15 protein-coding genes are annotated in these 18,523 nt (G+C 68.3%); 7 read left to right on the forward strand and 8 right to left on the reverse strand.

Annotated elements, in window-relative coordinates; translation table 11 throughout:
* Positions 1 to 2 precede the first annotated feature (2 nt).
* The 5 genes from pdxA to GGR12_RS07935 form a co-directional block, all read right to left on the reverse strand.
* Complete coding sequence (gene pdxA, locus GGR12_RS07915; protein ID WP_183203889.1) at positions 3 to 1,004, reverse strand: 4-hydroxythreonine-4-phosphate dehydrogenase PdxA; 1,002 nt, start codon at positions 1,002 to 1,004, stop codon at positions 3 to 5.
* Complete coding sequence (locus tag GGR12_RS07920; RefSeq protein ID WP_183203890.1) at positions 1,004 to 2,344, reverse strand: peptidylprolyl isomerase; 1,341 nt, start codon at positions 2,342 to 2,344, stop codon at positions 1,004 to 1,006. Before GGR12_RS07920 ends, pdxA begins: the two co-directional genes overlap by 1 nt.
* A gap of 101 nt (positions 2,345 to 2,445) precedes the next feature.
* Entirely contained in the window at positions 2,446 to 4,812 is a 2,367-nt protein-coding gene (locus GGR12_RS07925; protein ID WP_343053164.1) for an LPS-assembly protein LptD, read from the reverse strand.
* 107 nt (positions 4,813 to 4,919) lie between these two features.
* The gene (lptG, locus tag GGR12_RS07930) at positions 4,920 to 6,050 is read right to left on the reverse strand and encodes an LPS export ABC transporter permease LptG (protein WP_183203892.1); all 1,131 of its coding nucleotides are present in this window, start codon (positions 6,048 to 6,050) and stop codon (positions 4,920 to 4,922) included.
* Positions 6,047 to 7,132 carry an LptF/LptG family permease gene (locus GGR12_RS07935; protein WP_343053166.1) on the reverse strand — a complete coding sequence of 362 codons (1,086 nt, stop codon included), beginning with the start codon at positions 7,130 to 7,132 and terminating at the stop codon, positions 6,047 to 6,049. The genes lptG and GGR12_RS07935 overlap by 4 nt, the downstream gene beginning before the upstream one ends.
* A 183-nt stretch (positions 7,133 to 7,315) precedes the next feature.
* Here GGR12_RS07935 and GGR12_RS07940 point away from each other — a divergent pair, with 183 nt between their 5' ends.
* The 6 genes from GGR12_RS07940 (at position 7,316) to GGR12_RS07965 (ending at position 11,908) form a co-directional block, all read left to right on the forward strand.
* Positions 7,316 to 8,791, forward strand: a complete 1,476-nt coding sequence (locus tag GGR12_RS07940; protein WP_183203894.1) for a leucyl aminopeptidase — start codon at positions 7,316 to 7,318, stop codon at positions 8,789 to 8,791.
* 13 nt (positions 8,792 to 8,804) lie between these two features.
* Positions 8,805 to 9,263, forward strand: a complete 459-nt coding sequence (locus GGR12_RS07945; RefSeq protein WP_183203895.1) for a DNA polymerase III subunit chi — start codon at positions 8,805 to 8,807, stop codon at positions 9,261 to 9,263.
* Positions 9,264 to 9,340: 77 nt separating this feature from the next.
* Complete coding sequence (locus tag GGR12_RS07950) at positions 9,341 to 9,577, forward strand: hypothetical protein (protein ID WP_246328823.1); 237 nt, start codon at positions 9,341 to 9,343, stop codon at positions 9,575 to 9,577.
* 15 nt (positions 9,578 to 9,592) lie between these two features.
* Positions 9,593 to 9,886 carry an I78 family peptidase inhibitor gene (locus GGR12_RS07955; RefSeq protein ID WP_183203896.1) on the forward strand — a complete coding sequence of 98 codons (294 nt, stop codon included), beginning with the start codon at positions 9,593 to 9,595 and terminating at the stop codon, positions 9,884 to 9,886.
* Positions 9,883 to 10,155: a hypothetical protein gene (locus GGR12_RS07960; protein ID WP_183203897.1), complete on the forward strand. Its 273-nt coding sequence runs from the start codon at positions 9,883 to 9,885 to the stop codon at positions 10,153 to 10,155. Before GGR12_RS07955 ends, GGR12_RS07960 begins: the two co-directional genes overlap by 4 nt.
* 55 nt (positions 10,156 to 10,210) lie before the next feature.
* Entirely contained in the window at positions 10,211 to 11,908 is a 1,698-nt protein-coding gene (locus GGR12_RS07965; RefSeq protein ID WP_183203898.1) for a tetratricopeptide repeat protein, read from the forward strand.
* Here GGR12_RS07965 and GGR12_RS07970 read toward each other — a convergent pair.
* From GGR12_RS07970 to GGR12_RS07980, 3 genes are all read right to left on the reverse strand, one after another.
* Positions 11,905 to 12,693, reverse strand: coding sequence for a DsbA family protein (locus GGR12_RS07970; RefSeq protein WP_183203899.1), 789 nt, complete (start codon positions 12,691 to 12,693; stop codon positions 11,905 to 11,907). The two genes, GGR12_RS07965 and GGR12_RS07970, sit on opposite strands and share 4 nt — an antisense overlap.
* 16 nt (positions 12,694 to 12,709) lie before the next feature.
* A complete protein-coding gene (locus tag GGR12_RS07975; RefSeq protein WP_183203900.1) occupies positions 12,710 to 14,119 on the reverse strand; it encodes a M48 family metalloprotease in 1,410 nt (469 codons plus the stop codon).
* Between the two features lie 67 nt (positions 14,120 to 14,186).
* The gene (locus GGR12_RS07980; protein WP_183203901.1) at positions 14,187 to 16,847 is read right to left on the reverse strand and encodes an Rne/Rng family ribonuclease; all 2,661 of its coding nucleotides are present in this window, start codon (positions 16,845 to 16,847) and stop codon (positions 14,187 to 14,189) included.
* A gap of 511 nt (positions 16,848 to 17,358) precedes the next feature.
* On the opposite strand from GGR12_RS07980, the gene GGR12_RS07985 reads away from it, so the two are divergent.
* The gene (locus GGR12_RS07985) at positions 17,359 to 18,522 is read left to right on the forward strand and encodes an N-acetylmuramoyl-L-alanine amidase family protein (RefSeq protein WP_183203902.1); all 1,164 of its coding nucleotides are present in this window, start codon (positions 17,359 to 17,361) and stop codon (positions 18,520 to 18,522) included.
* Position 18,523 lies beyond the last annotated feature (1 nt).

Below are 18,523 nucleotides of genomic sequence, written 5' to 3' on the forward strand. Positions count from 1 at the left end.
GACTACCGCAACGCCCGCGCCGCCGCCATCTCCGCGGCCAGGCGGAGCGCTGCGATGAGGCTGTCGGCGCGCGCCACGTCCTTGCCGGCGATGTCGAAGCCGGTGCCGTGGTCGGGCGAGGTGCGCACCACCGGCAGGCCGAGGCTGACGTTCACACCACCCCAGAAGTCCAGCGTCTTCACCGGGATCAGGGCCTGGTCGTGGTACAGGCAGACGACCGCGTCATAGGTCGCGCGCGCGTCGTCATGGAACAGGGTGTCGGCGGGCAGGGGGTCGGTGATCGTGATCCCTTCGCCGCGCAGCTGGGCCACGGCGGGAGCCAGCACGGTGATCTCCTCCAGACCGATCGAACCGCCCTCGCCGGCGTGTGGGTTCAGTCCCGCCAGCGCCAGCCGGGGCGAAGCGATGCCGAAGTCCCGTCGCATGGCCTCGTGCACAACCCGGGCCGTCCGGATAACGCGTTCGGCCGTCACCAACTCGGGCACCTCCGCCAGCGGTGCGTGGATGGTGACCAGACAGGCCCGCAGATCCTTGGCGGTGAGCATCATCACCGGGCCGCGCGTGCCGGCGAACGGCTGGTCGGCGGTCAGTTCGGCGATGAACTCGGTGTGGCCCGGGAAGCGGAAGCCGGCGGCGTAGAGCGGAGCCTTGGCGATTGGCGCCGTGACCACGCCCGAGGCCTCTCCGGCCATGGCGAGATTGACCGCCTGTTCGATCCAGTCGGCGATCGCACCGGCGTTCGCCGTATCCGGTCTGCCGGGCGTGACGGCGGCGGGGAGGGGGTGATCCAGCACGGGTACGGCCCGCGCGAACACGTCCTCAGCCATGCCGAGGTCTGGAATGGTCTGGATCGGATGGCCTTGCGCCCGCATCAGGGCCGCGTCGCCGACGACGGCGAAGACGGGCCCCTCAGGCCTGAGCGCAGCCCAGGCCTTTGCGATGATCTCTGGACCCACGCCCGCCGGTTCGCCCATGGTGAGGGCCAGCGGGGCGGGGCGGGTCATCACCGGGTCTCGATCAGGGCGTCCTCACGGAGGTCGCGCATGTAGCGACGCGCCAGCGTGGTCAGGTTCTGGCGGAACAGCTGGCTCTCGACCATTTGGGCGTCAGGGGCTTCGACGCCGCCGACGCGACGGCCGCAGACGGCGAGCAGGTGGATGCCCAGCGGGGTGCGGACCGGCGAGCTGACCGAACCGACCTCGGCCGAGCGGGCGACCTGCTGGAACTGCGGCGCGAGGTTCTGGACATCGGCCTCGCCGAGATCGGCGCCGAGCAGGCCGGCCTCGGACGTGGCGCGGGCCAGGATGTTGTCGCAGGTCAGCTGCGGACGGATCGCCTCGAGCCGCTGGGTCGCGGCGGCGACGTCGGCCTCGCTGGCCGTTTCCGGCAGCTCGATCATCACCTGTTTCATCTGGACCAGGCTGGCCGAGGCGCCGTCGCGCTTGTCGCGCATGTAGATGATGTAGACGCCGCCATCGACCGGGATCGGGCGCGACAGCTGACCCGGAGCCAATTGGTCCAGGGCCTGTTGCAGGGGCGCGGGCACAGCGCCTTCGACCACCCAGCCGGCGTCGCCGCCGCGGGTCGCCGAGGGGGCGGCCGAGAACTGCTGGGCCACGGCCTGGAAGGGCGCGCCCTGGACCATCTGGGCCACCAGCTGGTTGGCGCCGTTGAGGGCCTGCTGCTGGCCACCGACGCGGCTGGCTTCGATGTAGATCTCGCCGATCAGGTACTGCTTCTTGGACGCGGCTTCCGACACCTGACGCAGGGCGGCGTCGACGGCCGACTTGCTTACGCGGGCGCGGCTCTGGAAGCGGCCGCCGACCAGTTGGGACCAGCCCAGCTGGGTGCGGACCTGTTCGCGGAACGTCTGCGGGCGGATGCCGCCCTGGGCGAGGAAGTCGACGTAGTTCTGGGGCGTGGTGCCGACTTCCTGGGCCATGGTCGCGATTTCGCGATCGACGTCGGCGTCGGTGACTTTCAGGTCCTCGAACTTGGCCAGCTCCTGGGCCTGAAGACGCTCATCGATCAGAGCGTTCATCGCCTGCTGCTGGATCGCCGGCAGATTTTCCGGCGTCGGCTGGACCTGGGTCATGGCGATCAGCAGCAGCATCCGCTGACGCAGGTCGAAACCGGTGATGACGCTGTCGTTGACCGTGGCCAGAATGCCGTCGGCCATCTGGAACTGCGGCGCGGCGGCGGGCGGCTGCGCCGGCGCCCCTTCGGCGGCGGGGTTCAGTCGGCCTGCGGCCGCAGGGGCCGGCGCCGGGGCCGTCTGGGCCACGGCCGTACCGGCCATCAGGGCGGCCATGGCCACGCCCGTCAAATAACGCTGCAAACGCATGTCAGTTCTTGTTCCTCAAGCGGCGCCTGCCGGTCGACCGCGGCGCCGCGAGCCATCGCGCACACCGAGTCGCGCGTCGGTCAGCGCCCGTCGCCCTGCTCTTACCCTGTACCGCCGAAAGTGGCGAGGTTTAGGCGTATATAGATGGTCTCGGACGGTCCGGTCGGCTGCACCCGGGTGTTATCGCGCCGCCATCCCAGCTCGAAACGGAAACAATCGTCGTCGAACAGCAGTCCGACTTCGGACCGGGTCACGATATCGCGTTCCATGTCGGCGATGGCCGAGGCGGCGACGCCCCAGTTGCCGTAAACGAACTGCTGGGCTGAGACCTGAACGAATTCGTAGTTGCGGTTGTTCGGTCCGGCCAGCGGGTTGGAGCGGTCCAGCACATAGCTGACGGTCGCAGCGTTGCGGCGGCCCCAGCTGCCGTCGACGGCGAATTCCGCCCGGCGAAGATCACCCGAGGAGTCGATGTTGGCGTGCGCCCAGCCACGGATGCGGTCTGACGGCGAGAACGTGCCCTGGACGATCCAGTCCGACGTATCGGCGGCGAGACCGGTGGGGTCGTACAGCTCGGTAGGTGCGTCGGGGATCGGAACGAGGAAGCCGGGCTCCTCGTCGCTGCGCATGCTGCGTCCGACGAACAGACTCGCTTCGCGGGCGTCACCCCAACGGAGGGTGGCCCGGGCGCCGGCGGTCAGCCGCACGCCGCCCTCATAGAGGTCGTAGCCGGGGAAGCGGTCGATCCGGAACAGCGAGCTGGCGTCCAGCTCGACCGTCTCGCTGTCCTCGTTCGGAATACGCGCGTCCAGGTCGGCGTCGCTCGAGATCGACAGCTGGGCCATCGGCTCCAGGATCAGATCGGCGCCCGGGCCCATGCGGCGGATCAGGGGATAGCTGACGTCGATGCCCGCGGTCGCCCGACCACGCCCGATGTCGCCGTCCTCGATGCCCAGCATCGGCGGCAGGTCCTCGACCTGGTAGTAGTCGGCCCGCATGTCGATGAAGGGCTCCCAGCGGATGCCCATCGGCGAGAACATCGTCCGCCGCCATTCGACCTGGCCCGAGATACGGCGGGTATCGACGCCGGGCAGGTCGTCTGTCGGACCGACCGGAATGACCCCGGGCCGCAGGACCGGGCTGCCGACGTAGTTGTCCCGCGACAGGGCGACGGCCGTGCCCCGCAGACGCAGGCGACCGCCGAACACCGGACTGTCCGGTTCCCAGCGTCCTTCGATCAGAGGGGCCACCAGCGGCAGGTCGCCGTCGGATTCGAACACGTTCAGCGCCGGCGTGATCGGGCTGAACTCCTTCACCCGCAGGCTTTGAAGGGTGAAGGCAGCGAACGACAGGTACGACCGGTCGGTTTGACGTTCGGCGTACAGCTGGCTGATCAGACGGCGCTGGTCGCCGTAGTACAGGCCGTTGTCCTGATAGGGGTCGCGGACGTCGTAGCGGTCGAACAGGGTCTTGTCCGACGTGCGCTCGGCGGTGAAGCCCCAGCGCCACGGACCGGCCGGATCAAACAGCCCGTAGCCGAGGAAGTAGCTGCGGCTGGTCCGGTCGCCGAATTTGACGTTTTCCTCGATATTACAGTCGATGACGCATTCACCATCGGGATCGAAGTCGCCGAAATTCTGCGCATAGGTGTAGCCGCCGCGCAGGACCACGGTCCCGTCGCTGAAGCGGCGGCGCCATTGCAGGTTCAGGAACGGCGCGACCCGGGTGTTGATCTGCGGGCTGATCAGCCAGTCCTCGGACGGCGACACGACCTGCAGGTACGGCATCTCGACGCTGAGGCCGCGCCCTTCGTCATAGCTCGGAATCGGGACCAGGAAGCCGGACGCGCGCTCCACGGTCGGGTCGGGGTGCGAGAAGAAGGGCAGATAGAAGACCGGCACGCCGCCGAACTTGAAGACGGCGTTGCGGTAGAGAATGGCGCGCAGGTCTTCGTCCTGGACCACCTTCTCCGCCTGGATGGCGATGCTCGGCTCCTTAGGCCGGCCCTCGGCGTCGCAGATCGGGCAGGGGGTGAAGATCGCGTAGTTCAGCTCGTTGACGTTTTCGCTGCGCCGCACGGCGGTCGCGGCCATCAGGCTGGCGCCGTTGGTGAACCGGGTCGCGAAATCGATCGCCACGCCGGCCTTCAGGTCCGAATCGACCTCGAGGTGACTGGCGAAAACGATGTTGCCGTCCGGATCGACGAACTCGACGCGGTCATCGGCCGTCGCGATGCCCTGGCCCAGATTGTAGGTGATCTGGTGGGCGCGCAGGGTCGTGTTGCGGAAGCGCGCCAGCACGCGTGTTTCGCCGCCCGTCGCGGTGATGACGTCGCCGTCGCGTGAGGCGGAATCGGCTTCCAGGTAGACCGAGCCTTGATTCAGGCCATCTGTGCCCGGCTGATCCGGCGCCGTGGCGACCGGTGCTTCCTGGGCCAGAGCCGCGCCGCCTGACACGGCCAACGCCACCGCAGCCGCCCCCGCGAGGAGCCGGAGGCGCAGGACTGCCGTTTGTGGCGCGCGTCGGTCACGCTGCATGCAAGCTCACTCTGGAAGGGTCGGTACGAGCAGGATCGTTACCCGTCCTCGGTATAGAACAGCAAGGTGAAGGCGGCGAGCGCCGTAAGCAACGGTGGAAGCCATGCGGCCAGCCACGGCGGAATGACCTCGGCCGAACCGAACGCCGAAGCGGCCTGATTGACGAAGAAGAAGGCGAAGCCGAGCACGACGGCCGCCACGCTCATCCGCGCCAGATCGCCCAGCCGCATCAGTCGCAGGGAGAAGGCCGCCGCGAGAATCGACATGGCGGCGAACATCAGCGGCGTGGCCAGGAGCTGCTGCAGCCTGAGGCGATAGGCCGTGGTCGAGAAGCCCGCGTCAGACACCCGGCGAATCTGCGCCGGCAGGTCCCAGAACGAGGTCGATTGCGGGCGCGCGAACCGTTCGAAGGCCTCGTCATCCGCCAGGCTGGAGGGCAGGTCCAGGGTGGCGTAGCGCACCGCGCGTTGGCCGATCTGGGCCCCCACGGCGTCGACCAGTCGCCAGCGGCCGGCGCTGAGCGAGGCCTCCGCCGCGTCGATCCGCTCGGAGAAGGTGCGCATGCCGTCCCCGTCGTTGTTGTAGATGAAGAAGGTCACGCCCAGCAGCCGTGCGTTGTTGCGATCCTGCTGCGCCGCGCGGATGACCATCTGTCGGGAATCGTCGCCTTCGCGAATCCATACGGCCTCAGGCTGCTCGGACCCGGACGCAGCGCCCGACAGGCGCGTGCGCTCGCGCTGGAACAGCCCGTCCGCCGCTGCGGCCGCGGGACCCAGCGCGGTCACGGTGATGACGCCGAACAGCAGGGCGGCGCCGGCGGCGGGCAGAACGAATCGCCACGCCGAAACGCCGGCCGCGCGCATCGCGATCAGCTCGCTTCGCCGGTTCAGACCGACGAAGGCCGCCAGGGTGCCGAACAGGAAGACGAAGGGCAGCAGCTGGATGATCACCTGTGGCGATTTTAGCAGCATCAGGCTCAGGATCTGCAGGCCGGACAGATCGACGTCCGACCCGACCCCGCGCGAAATCTCCACGAAGTCGATGAGCATGATCAGCGCGGCGATGACGCCGAGCGCGATCGCCAGCGACCGCGCCTGTTGGACCAGGACGTAGCGCTCGATCCGGCCGAATCGCAGCCACGGAACGGGGAGGGAGGTCCGGCTGCTCATGCGAACCGCGCCTTGAGCCGCTCGAATGCGGGCCATGACCGGCGACGGCGCGGCTTCAGCGCCCGGAACAGCAGCCTCAATGCAACCACGGTGGCGAGGATCGGGAGCAGATACTGGAAGACGTTCAGCCAGCCGTTCCATGCGCTGGCGGCCACGATGCCGTAGCCGACGATCCGCACCAGCAGGAAGGCCGCCGCGGCCTTTGCGATGCGCAGTCCGTAGCCCGTGCGGCTGAACTGCCCGCCCATGATCGCCGCCAGGGCCATGGCCATCGCCATCAGGGCGTACAGCGGCGCGGACAGGCGGGAATGACCTTCGGCGGCCAGTTGCGCGGCCGAACCGACCTTTTCCAGATCACGGGGCGACGGGTTGAACAGCTGGGTCAGATAGAGGTCGGCCGGTTTGAAGCGGATGTCCTCGGTGACGTCCGTGTACTGGGCAAGCGGCAGCTCGTAGCGCCCGAACGACAGGTACTCCAGCACGCCGCGCGACGAGTAGCGCTGCCACGAACCGTTCAGCAGTGTCAGGTACGGCTGGCCGTCAATGCGGCTGAACCGGGCTTCGGCGGCGTCCCAGGTCGTGGTCCGGTCGCCGTCCTGGACATAGGCGAACAGGTTCTTCAGCAGGCCGTTCTGCTCGATCTGCTGGACATAGACGGTCAGGCCTTCAGGCCCCTGGACGAAGCGTCCTTCCTCGACCAGCAGCGCGGCCAGATCGGTGCGGACGGCGAAGGTCTCGGCCCGCGCCTGTCGCTGCGCCCACGGCTGGACCACGGTGGTGATCGCCAACGTCAGCAGGGCGGCGATGATCGCCAGCCGCGCCGCGGGCCGGATCGCTGACCAGCGCGTCACGCCCGAGGCGAACACGGCGGTCAGTTCCTGTTCGCGCTGCAGGCGGGTCAGGGAGATCAGGGCGCCGACGAACAAGCCGATTGGAATGATGACGGCCAGCAGTTGCGGCACCGCCAGCAGGGTCAGTTTGACCATGACCCAGACGCTTTGCCCGCGCTCAACAATGAATTCGAGCTGGTCCAGGCTCTGGCTCAGGATGCCGATTCCAGCCAGCGCGGCGCATGCACCCACGATGGGGCGCCCGATCTGGCGGAAAAGATAGCCTTGAATCAGCGTCATACGCGGAAGGAAATCGCCCGTTGCAGGTGGCGGCGAGGGAGCGCATCTAATACACACCCGTTCGCGCCGGTGAAACCGGGCGCGCTTAATCCCACTCGCACAAGGCCAGGGCTTGCAGCCCGGCGGGAGCAGTAAATGAAGATCGAGTTCGTCGCGTCCGCGACCGCCGCCGAAGTTTTGGCCGTGCTGGTTCACGAGGGCCGCGCACTCGCGGGAATGGGCCAGTCCCTGAATACCGCGACCTCGGGAGCCTTGGCGAAGGCGATGACCGCCAGCCGCTTCACCGGCGGTTCGAACAGCAGCCTGATCGTCGCCGCTCCGGCCGGCGTGGACGCCGCCACGATCGTGCTGACCGGCGCCGGCGATGCCGGAAAATTCGATGACCTCGCGCTGGAAGCCGCTGCGGGCGCCGCCTATCACGCCGTCAAGATGTCCGGCGCGACCTCGCTGACGATCGACGCGACGCACCTTTCGGCCGACCAGGCCGCCCGTGCGGCCTTCGCCGCCCGTCTGGCCAGCTACCGCTTCCTGAAATACCGCACCACGCTGAAGCCCGAGAAGACGCCGTCGATCGAGACCATCAAGGTCGTCGCCGCCGACGTGAAGTCCGCCCAGGCCGCGTACAAGACCTATTCGGCCATCGCCGACGCCGTCGAATTCTCGCGCGATCTGGTCAGCGAACCGGCCAACGTCCTGTACCCGGAAGAGTTCGCCAAACGCGTGAAGGGCCTGGAGAAGCTGGGCCTCGAGGTCGAGATCCTCGGCGAGAAGGAACTGGCGAAGCTTGGCTTCAACACCCTGCTGGCTGTCGGTCAGGGCAGCGTCCGTGACAGCCAGGTCGCGATCATGAAGTGGAACGGCGGCAAGAAGGGCGATCAGCCCATCGCCTTCGTCGGAAAGGGCGTCTGCTTCGACACTGGCGGCATCTCGATCAAGCCGGCCGACGGCATGGAAGACATGAAGTGGGACATGGGCGGCGCCGCCGCCGTGTCCGGCCTCATGCATGCGCTGGCCGGCCGCAAGGCTGCGGTGAACGCCGTCGGCGTCATCGGCCTGGTCGAGAATATGCCTGACGGCGCGGCCCAACGTCCGGGCGACGTGGTCATGTCGCTGTCGGGCCAGTCGGTCGAGGTGCTGAACACCGACGCCGAAGGCCGTCTCGTTCTGGCGGACTGCCTCTGGTACACCCAGGAGCGCTTCAAGCCGAAATTCATGCTCGACCTCGCGACCCTGACGGGCGCGATGATCGTGGCCCTGGGTCTGGAATACGCGGGCGTCTTCTCGAACTCGGACGAACTGGCGGACAACTTCCTCGCCGCCGCGCCGAAGGTCGGCGAGAACGCTTGGCGGATGCCGATCCCGGCGGCCTACGAGCGCCATATCGACACCCCGATCGCCGATGTGAAGAACACCGGCAACGGCCGCGCCGGCGGCTCGATCACCGCCGCCCTGTTCCTGCAGCGCTTCACCAACGGCACGCCGTGGGCGCACATCGACATCGCGCCGACGGCGTGGGTCAAGGACAGCCGCAGCCCGACCGTGCCGGACGGCGCGGTGGGCTGGGGCGTGCGCACGCTCGACCGCATGGTTCAGGACTCCTACGAGTCCTGACCCGCGCTTCCCGGTGAGCACGCAGACCGAAATCTGGTTCTATCACCTCGAGCGCTCGACGCTGGGCCAGGTGCTGCCGGGACTGCTTGAAAAGACGCGCGAGCGGGGGTGGCGGGCTCTGGTCCGCGCCGCCGACGCGCGTCTGCTCGACGATATCGACGAGCGGCTCTGGTCCTACAGGGACGACAGCTTCCTGGCGCACGGCCGCGCCTCGGAGCCGGACGCGGACCGCCAACCGGTGCTTTTGACGGATTCGATGGAGAACCCGAACGCCGCTCAGGCGCTGTTCATCGTGGACAGCGCAGAGCTTGGCGATACGGAGGGCTACGATCGATGCTTCATCATTTTCGACGGTCGCGACGAGGACTCGCTGACGGGCGCACGGGTGCGGTGGAAGGCGTTGAAGGACGCCGGCGCCAACCTGGCCTACTGGAAGCAGTCGCCCGAGGGCCGTTGGGAAAAGGCGGCCTGATCGCTGTCGTCGCGCTGGCCGGCTGTTCGACCCCGGCTTCTGACGCCCCGGCGCCTCGCGCGGTCGAGGAAGCGCAGATGAATCAACCGGTCGGCACTCTCAATCCGCAGAACCCGACCGCCGACCTGTGCCGGGCCGGCGAACTGCAATGGCTGGTGGGGAAACCAAAGACGGACATTCCCGTTCCTGTCGAGGTTGTGAACCGCCGCGTCACGTGCACGACCTGCCCGGTGACCGAGGACTACTCGCCATACCGGGTGAACATCTTCTTCAACGACCAGACGCAGATCGTCGAACAGGTCCGCTGCGGCTGACCCGGAGGAGTGTCCATGAGAACCCTGATCCTCAGCCTGGCCGCGACGGCTCTGATGGCTGTCGCCTGTGCGCCGACTGACACCGCGACCCCGGCGCCAGCCCCGGACGACGAAGCGGATCAGTGCAAGGCAAGCCAGTACCAGCAGTACATCGGCCGTAACCGGTCCGAACTGCCGCCCGAGCCCGCGGGCGCCACCTGGCGCGTGACCTGCACCCAGTGCCCGGTGACGATGGACTTCAATCCCGAGCGCCTGAACATCTTCTATGACGAACCCTCGGGCGTCATCCGCCGGGTCTCGTGCGGATGATCCGCGCCATCACGTTTGCGGCGGTGCTGTCTGGCGCCGTCGCATGCGCGCCGATCGAGCAATCCCCGTCCGAGGTCGCGAAGCTGTGTGATGCGGAGACCGCGAATTCGATCATCGGCACGCACGTCGGATCGGTGAGCTTTCCGGCGGACGCCAACGTCCGTATCGTCTGCACGACCTGCCCGACAACCCGGGACTATCAGCCTGACCGCCTGAACGTGCGGTTCAACCAGGCGACCCGCATCGTCGAAAAGGTCGACTGCGGCTAGGCCTCGCTAAATCCCACAAGACGCGCAAGGATCGCGTCGGGCAGGGAGAGAGGCGATGCGGATCATCCTTCTGGCGGGAGTGGCCATCGGCGCATGTATGGTCGGTCCGGCCGCGGTGGCAGACGCCACGGCGGATCGCGCTGCCCGCGACCTGATCGAACGGCCCCAGGTGTGCGGTCCCGCCGGGCCGACTGAAACCGGTGCCCCTGTCGCCTCGATGGTCATGGTCGATGGATTTGGAACCGGCGGCTTCGCTGTCGACACCGCCAGTCCGGAGGCTCAGGCCTGGTTCAACCACGGCGTCCGCCTGCGCTGGGCTTTCGAGCATTCTGAGTCCGTGCGCGCCTTCCGCAAGGCGCGTCTCATAGACCCGACCTGCGGCATGTGCGCCTGGGGCGAGGCGTGGGCCATGGGACCCAACCTGAACGGCGGCGGTAATGATCCCGAAGTGCAGGAGCAGGCTCTGAGCACGGCGCGGGAGGCCCGCCGGCTGGCCCGCGACGCCACCCCGATGCAGCGGCAGATGATCGATGCTCTCGTCCAGCGCTATTCCGGCGCCAAGGGCTCCCGATCTCGGCGCTTCGCCCAGGGCATGGATCGTATCGCCCGCCAGAACCCGGCCGACGTGACGGTGGCGGCCATCACCGCTGACGCGTGGATGATGAACGCCGACGAGTGGTGGGACGACGAGGGCAAGGCGGCCGATCCCGGCATCACCCGCGCCATGAATATCCTGGAGCAGGCCCTGGCCCAGGCGCCCGATGATCCCGGCGCCATCCACCTCTACATTCACCTGACCGAATGGTCGGACGATCCGCACAAGGCGATCCCCTACGGCGAGCGGCTGGCGGCGCTGGCCCCGGGCGCGAGCCATCTGGTGCACATGCCGTCTCACACCTTCTATCGGGTCGGCCGCTACCGCGACGCCATGATGTCGAACGTCAACGCCGTGGCGTTGGACCTCCGCTACGACGGCCTCGCCGATCCGCCCGGCGGCGTGCCGGGCATGCCGCTGCATGGGCACAACATCCATTTCGGCATGGGCGGCGCGCTGATGGCCGGCGGAGGTGATGAGGGGCTGAAGCTCGCCGAATGGTTCCTCGCCACCTATCCCGATATCCCCGCCCGGAACGTCTGGCGGCAGGTGGTGTCCAACAACGCCTACGCCGTCTACGGCCGCTTCGGCACGCCGGAACAGGTCGCCGCGCTGAAGGAGCCGCCGGTCAGCCACCCGATGCTGCGGATCAGCTGGCGCTATGCCCGTGGGGAGGCCGCCGCCCGTGCGGGCGACGCTGCAGCCGTCCGTGCGGAGGCTGAGGCCATCAAACTGCTACGCGGGGACGCCGCCTTCGATGCGGGCCCCATGGCCGAGGAACGTCGCGACTTCACCGAACTGTCCCAGCGCGTTCTCGAAGGCCGTGCGGCCATGATCGAGGGCAATGCGGACGCCGCCATCGCCGCCTTCAAGCGCGCCGCGGAGATACAGGCCAAGGGCGAGGAGGGCGGGGATCCGCCCGCCATCTGGTACCCGACCCGCCGCAGCCTCGCCGCCGCATTGCTGATGAAGGGCGATGCCGCCGCCGCGCGCGACAAGATCCAGGAACTGCTCGAGGACTGGCCGGGCGACCCGTACAGCTACTTCGTTCTCGCCGAGGCCGAGCGTGCACTCGGGAACATGGACGCCGCCGCCGAGGCGCTGCGACTTTCTCGGGTCGAATGGATCGGCGGGGCGATGGACCTGAAGCTGGCCTAGCCCGCCTTGGCTGCGCGGATGGCCGTGTCGATGGCGCTGGGCTGAATGCTGGGCGAGGCCTTGCCGTTGATGAAGAACGTCGGCGTGCCTTGCAGACCCAGGCTGGTCGCGGCGGTGTGCGTGTCGGTCAGGTGCCGCACCATCGCGGGGTCGCTCATGGCGGCCCGGGCGGCCGGCAGGGCGACGCCGTTCTCGGCCAGGATCCGGTCGACGGCTTCGTTTGACAGATCCGGCTCGGCCATGATCGCCCGGAACACCGGCAGGTATTTGCCCTGATCGTGGGCGGCCTGGGCGGCGCGGGCGGCATAGTGGGACACGCCGTCAGGCGCGCCGCGATCCAGGATCGGCCAGTCCTTGAAGACGAAGCGCACGTCCGGATGCGCCTGCATCAGGCGCAGCACTTCCGGCGCGGTCACCTTGCAGCCCGGGCAGCGGAAGTCGAAGAACTCGATCACCGTCACCTTGGCGTCGGCCGGTCCGAACGACGGGTCGCGCGCATCGGCGGCGAGCAGCGCGGGGCTGGCCGCAGCCCGGCGGTTGATTTCATCCGCCAACGCCTTGTCAGCGTTCGTCTGCAGGGCGTTGCTCATTTCCTGAAGCAACTCAGGGTGCTGCAGCAGATAGCTGCGAACGCGCTGGTCGAAGTTTCCGCCCGTCGCATAGGGGGCGGCGGCCAGAACCAGCGCCACGATGGACACGCCCAGCGCCGCCAGGCTGGCGCGGGGGCCGCTCAGGAAGCCGCCCATGGACGTGGCTTCGGTGCGGGGTTCAGGCGCGTCGTTCATAGGTTTCCTTGCAGTCTCAGCCGGCCGCCGGGACGATGACCGGGCGGTTGCGGCTGTTGCGGCGATCAACGTCGTCGACGTCTTCCTGGGTGGCCCCGGATGCGAAGACGATGTCCATGGCGCGGGTCCATTCGGCGCTGCCCTGGGGCAGCATGTCCCGAGCGCGCAGGGCGAACTGGGTGGCCTGTTCCTCGGCGCCCATGGCGAAATACATTTCGGCCGAAGCCAGGCGAGCCTCGCCCTCCTTGCCCTGGCTGGCATAGGCCTGCGACAGCAGCCGCCAGCCCATGGTGTTGTCCTTCTCCATGGCCGTGGCGCGCTTCAGCTGATCGACGGCCAGGGCGATCTGGTCTGGATCCTGGGTCTCGATCATCGCGTGGGCGAGGTTGATGCGCAGCAGCGGGGCGTCGGGCTTCAGCTCGATGGATTTCTGGTGCGCGCCGATGGCTTCGGCGGGTCGGCCTTCCTCGAACAGGATCTGGCCCCGCAGTTCCCACAGATACGGGTTGTCGGGCTGCTCCTGCAGCAGGACGTCGACCGCCGCCAGGGCGCGGTCGGTCTGACCGTCGCGGTACCAGGCGATCGCGCGGGCATAGCGGGCGGGCAGGGTGGTGTTGCTCTCGGGGTAGGCCCGCAGCGTGCTGTTCGGCGCATCCATGAAGGCGTGAATCTTGGCCACGACGAGGGCGTGCTGCGCCAGCCGCTCCTCGCTGTCGGTGACGCCGTAGTGCGGTTGCTCGGACACCAGTCGGCGCAGGTTCTCGATTCGCTCGGACGACAGCGGGTGGCTGCGGAAATAGGGGTAGCGCCGCGCGTCCGAGAAGACCTCCTGCGAGCGGAAGTTTTCGAAGAAGCTCACCAGGCCGCGCCCGGATTGACCAGCGCCCTCCAGGGCCCGCGCAGCCGTGTTGTCGGCCTCGCCCTCCTGGTGGGAGATGTAGCGCAGCGAGCTGAGCGCGCCGAAATACTGGCTGTTGCCCAACAGGACGGCGGCGGCGTCGGGTGCTCCTGCGGCCAGGGCCAGGGCGCCGAGGGCCATGGTCATCAGCATCGGCTGCATGCCGGCCTGCTGAGCGCCGTCGCGAAGGACGTGGCGGTTGCGGATGTGGCCCGCCTCGTGGGCGATGACGCCGAGCAGTTCGTTCGGCGTCCGCGTGCGCAGGATCAGGCCGGTGTTCAGGCCCATGACCCGGCCGGGAATGGCGAAGGCGTTCAGCTCGTTGTCGTTGATGAGCAGGATTTCGACCTCGGTGGGCTCAAGCCCCATGGCCGAGAACACGGGATCGGACCACTCGTGGATGATCGCCTCGATCTCGGTGTCGCGGACTGCGCTCTGGGCCGAAGCCGGGGAGGCCGCCGTCAGCACAAGGCCGACGGCGGTCGCAACGCCTGCGAGGCGGGCGGCTTTTCGAGACAGCCAGGACATGGCGAACTCCTCAAGGCCCCGGACGCCCCCGCCCGTCAGATCATCCTCATAGTCTAATCGCGGCCTTTCAGCGGCGCCACCACCCGCGTTTCGGCTTCTCGGGCGGCGCGACGATCTGGTTCGGATCCTCGGCAATCAGCGTGGCCACGTCGACTTCCGGGGCCGGAGCCTCGACCGGGGCCGCGACGGGAGCCGGCTTCGGCTCATGAACGGGCGCAGGCGCCTCGAACACTTCTTCCGCGGCCTCGATCGGCGTGACGTCCAGCACAGCCGGTTCGCTGGCCGGTTCGACCTCGTTGGGCTCAATCGCCGACTCCAGGGCGGATTCGGCCGTGGCGCTGGCGGAGGCCTTGCGACGGACGCGGCGGCGCTTCGGCTCCTCGATGACTGCCGGAGCGACCTCGACAGCCTCGTCCTCGACGATCACCGCCATCGGCGTGTCAGGCGAGCCGTCCGGCGGCATGCCTTCGTTGGTGGCGCGGGTCTCGACCTTGACCTCGTGGGTCAGGCCGGCTTCCGAACCGCGATCCCGGCCGCGACCACGACCGCGACGACGGCGCGAACGGCCACCACGCTCGCCGTTGATCTCGCCCTCGGGACGCTCGCCGACGACTTCGTCGACATCGCTCTCGGAGGTGGTCGCATCGGCGTCGGCGCGCGCTTGCGGGCGCTCCGGGTTGATCGGGTCGAACCAGACGTACGGATCGTCCAGCGACGGCGTGCGGCCACGGACCCAGAAGAAGGAGTCGCGCTCGCCGCCGTCCTCACGGACCCGACGTCCGCCGCGGCGACCGCGGCGACGGCGACGGCCGCCTTCGCTGTCGTCATCGTCGTCCGACGGGGCGGTCGCGAGGTCTTCGCCGGCCGCATCGGCAGGCGCGGCATCACCGTCTTCCCGACGTCCGCCGCGGCGGCGGCGGCGTCCACGACCACGGCCGCCTTCGCCCTCGGCGCGTTCGGCGCGCTCGCGCGGCTCGTCGTCGTCGGAGTCCTCGCGGTCCAGATCGTCGGCGTCCTCGTCGTCGATGAACTCGTCGTCGCCTTCGTCTTCATCGGCGTAGGCACTGTCGTCGAAATCGTCGTCCAGATCGACGAAGACCTCCGCGCCTTCCGGCGGCGTGAAGTCTTCATTGGTCTCGGTGCGCTCGATCGTGCTCTCGCCCTGGCCGAGCGTGTCGTCGATCAGGATCACGACGTTCAGGCCGCGCTGCACCAGCAGGCGCTGCAGATAGTCGCGCTTGTGGTTCAGGATGTAGAGGGCGACCGCGGTGCAGACGCGCAGGTTCACCGAACCCGCGCCGTTCTTGCCGGCTTCGATGTCGACGGCGCGCAGGGTCATCAGCGCGGCGCTTTCGGCCGAGCGGATGCGGCCGGCGCCCTGGCAGTGGGGGCAGACCTCGGTCGCGCCCTCGATCACGCCCAGACGGCGGCGCTGGCGGCTGATTTCCATCAGGCCGAAGCTCGAGATGCGGCCCATCTGGATGCGGGCGCGATCCTTGGCCAGCGCGTCCTTCAGCACCTTCTCGACGGCGCGGTTGTTCTTCGACTCCTCCATATCGATGAAGTCGATGACGATCAGGCCGGCGAGGTCGCGCAGGCGCAGCTGGCGGGCGGCTTCCGCAGCCGCTTCCATGTTCGTCTTGAAGGCGGTGGCCTCGACGTTCCGTTCCTTGGTGGCGCGGCCCGAGTTGACGTCGATGGCGACCAGCGCCTCGGTCTGGTTGATCACCAGGTAGCCGCCCGACTTCAGCGGCACGGTCGGCTGGTGGATCTGCGTCAGCATCTCCTCGATGCCGTTGGAGGCGAACAGCGGCCGGGCGCCCTGGTACAGGTGCACCTTCTTCGCCTGCGAGGGCATCAGCACCCGCATGAAGTCGCGCGCTTCCTTGAAGCCTTCGACGCCCTCGACCTGGATGCCGTCGAAATCCTTGTCGAACATGTCGCGCACGGCTCGGCGGACGAGGTTCTCTTCCTCATAGATCAGCGAGGGCGCGTTGGAGCGCAGCGTCGTCTCGCGGATCGTCTCCCACAGACGCAGGAGGTATTCGTAGTCGCGCTTGATCTCGGCCTTGGTGCGCTTGGCGCCCGCGGTGCGGATGATGAGGCCCATGCCTTGCGGCACTTCCAGCGAGGCCGCGGCGGCCTTCAGGCGCTTGCGGTCGGTGGCCTGGGTGATTTTGCGCGAGATGCCGCCGCCCTTGCCGGTGTTGGGCATGAGCACGCAGTAGCGGCCGGCCAGCGACAGCCAGGTGGTCAGGGCCGCGCCCTTGCCGCCGCGCTCGTCCTTGACGACCTGCACCAGCAGGATCTGGCGGCGCTTGATGACGTCCTGGATCTTGTAGCGGCGCATCAGGCGACGCTTCAGGCGTTCCTCGTCGGCGAGACCGCCTTCGTGTTCGCCGTCGTCGCTTTCGCGGCCGAGATCATCGTCCTGGTCATCGTCCGACTGCGCTTCGGCCATGATGGCTTCGCGGTCGGCGACCGGGATTTGATAATAGTCCGGGTGGATTTCGTTGAAGGCCAGGAAGCCGTGGCGATTGCCGCCGTACTCCACGAACGCAGCCTGCAGGCTGGGCTCTACGCGGGTGACCTTGGCGAGGTAGATGTTGCCGCGAAGCTGGCGCTTCGCGCGGGATTCAAAGTCGAATTCCTCGACCTGGCGGCCCTCGACGATCGCGACGCGCGTCTCTTCCGCGTGTGCGGCGTCGATCAACATGGTCTTTGACATTAAAAGTCTCTCTCTGGCGCGCTCGGGCCGGTCCGGTCAGCACCTGGCTGAGGGACGCGGCGGCTCGCCGAATGGGGATGATAGGGGCGACGGCAGGCGCGATCCCGCAGTCGCGGCCTTCGCCGCGAGCGTGCTTGGTCCAATCGGACTGCAGGGAATAGCCGGCGTTAACGCCCATAGGGTTCAGTCGGTCCTGGACCCGCCCGCGCCTGTCAGGGCAGCGTCACGGTGTCCGTCTTCGGATCGTCGGCTCAGGGGCCGGTCGATCCTCGGATCAGTGAAAGCAGCGCCGCGAGGAGGGCGCGTCCCGTAACCGCAATGCGGAGGACGCGATCGGATCGCGAGCCCACAAAGCATAGTCACGACAAACGTGAATTAAAAGGCGGCTTCGCCTTAACCCGTTGTCGACGACGTTGGGGTACCATCGCGTCAACCATAATGGTGGGTTGACGCTAGAATGAGCGGGTTGCCGCGTTTCAGGCTGTCGCGTTGGACGCTTCGCGAGCGCGCTATGCTCGCGTTGGCGTTTGTCGTGTTCTGCGTCGTGGCGCTGGCCGCCGGTCGTGGCCTGGCCTCGGGCGCGGTGGGCGAGGTGATGCGCGTCCGCTTCGGCGGCGACGCCGAGCGCACCCGCGTCGTCGTCGACCTCGACAGCACCTCCCGCGGCGAAGTGATCCAGCCCGGCTCTGACGGCCGCGTCATCGTGTCCCTCTCGGGCGTGGCGCCGCCGCGCGGTCTGCATGGCGCGGGCGTCGGCCTGGTGCGCGGCTATCGCGTCAACGGGACCGGAGCCTCATCACGCATCGAGCTCGACCTTGCCACCAGCGCCGAGATCGAGCGCCGCTTCCTCCTGCCGCCGGGCGACGGCGTCCAGCACTACCGCTACGTCATCGACCTCCGCGCCACCGGCCGTGCTCCGGCCGGCGCCCGCACGCCTGCGCCGCGTCCCGCGCGTCCGGCTGAGCGGCCGCTGATCTACATCGATGCCGGTCACGGCGGGAACGACCCCGGCGCCCATGGGGCGACCTCGAACGAAAGCGACGTGACCCTGGCGGCCGCCCGCGCCCTGAAGCAGGAGCTTGAGCGTTCGGGCCGCTATCGCGTCCGGCTGGTCCGCGACAGCGACACCTATGTCGGCCTGTATCGCCGCGTGGCGATCGCCCGCCAGGCCGACGCCGATCTGTTCATCTCGCTCCACGCCGACGCCGGCGCCGATCCGGCGACCCGCGGCGCCAGCGTCTACACCCTGTCCGAACAAGGGGCCGGCCGCGCCGTGCGCGAGTTCACGCGGGGGGAAAACTGGCACCGCAGCCTGAACCTGCCGGGCCGCGATCCGTCGGTGGACCGTATCCTGCTGGATATGACGCAACGGGCGACCCAGAACCGCTCGGCCCAGCTTGCCCGAACCCTGCTGGGTGAGCTGGAGGAGTCCAACCACCCGATGCTGCGTCGCAGCCATCGGGACGCCGGTCTCGCCGTTCTGCTGGCGCCCGACGTGCCGGCCGTCCTGCTGGAGATGGGCTTCATCACCAATCCCGAGGACGAGCGCATGCTGAACGACAGCCGCGCCCGCCGTCGGCTGATGCGGGCCGTGGCCGAAGGCATCGACCGCTATTTCGAGGCTCCGGATGGCGGCGTGCAAATGGCATCCGCCGCCGACACCACCGAACACTGAG

Origin of the sequence: Brevundimonas lenta, assembly GCF_014196335.1 — a bacterium.
Classification (GTDB): Bacteria; Pseudomonadota; Alphaproteobacteria; order Caulobacterales; family Caulobacteraceae; genus Brevundimonas; species Brevundimonas lenta.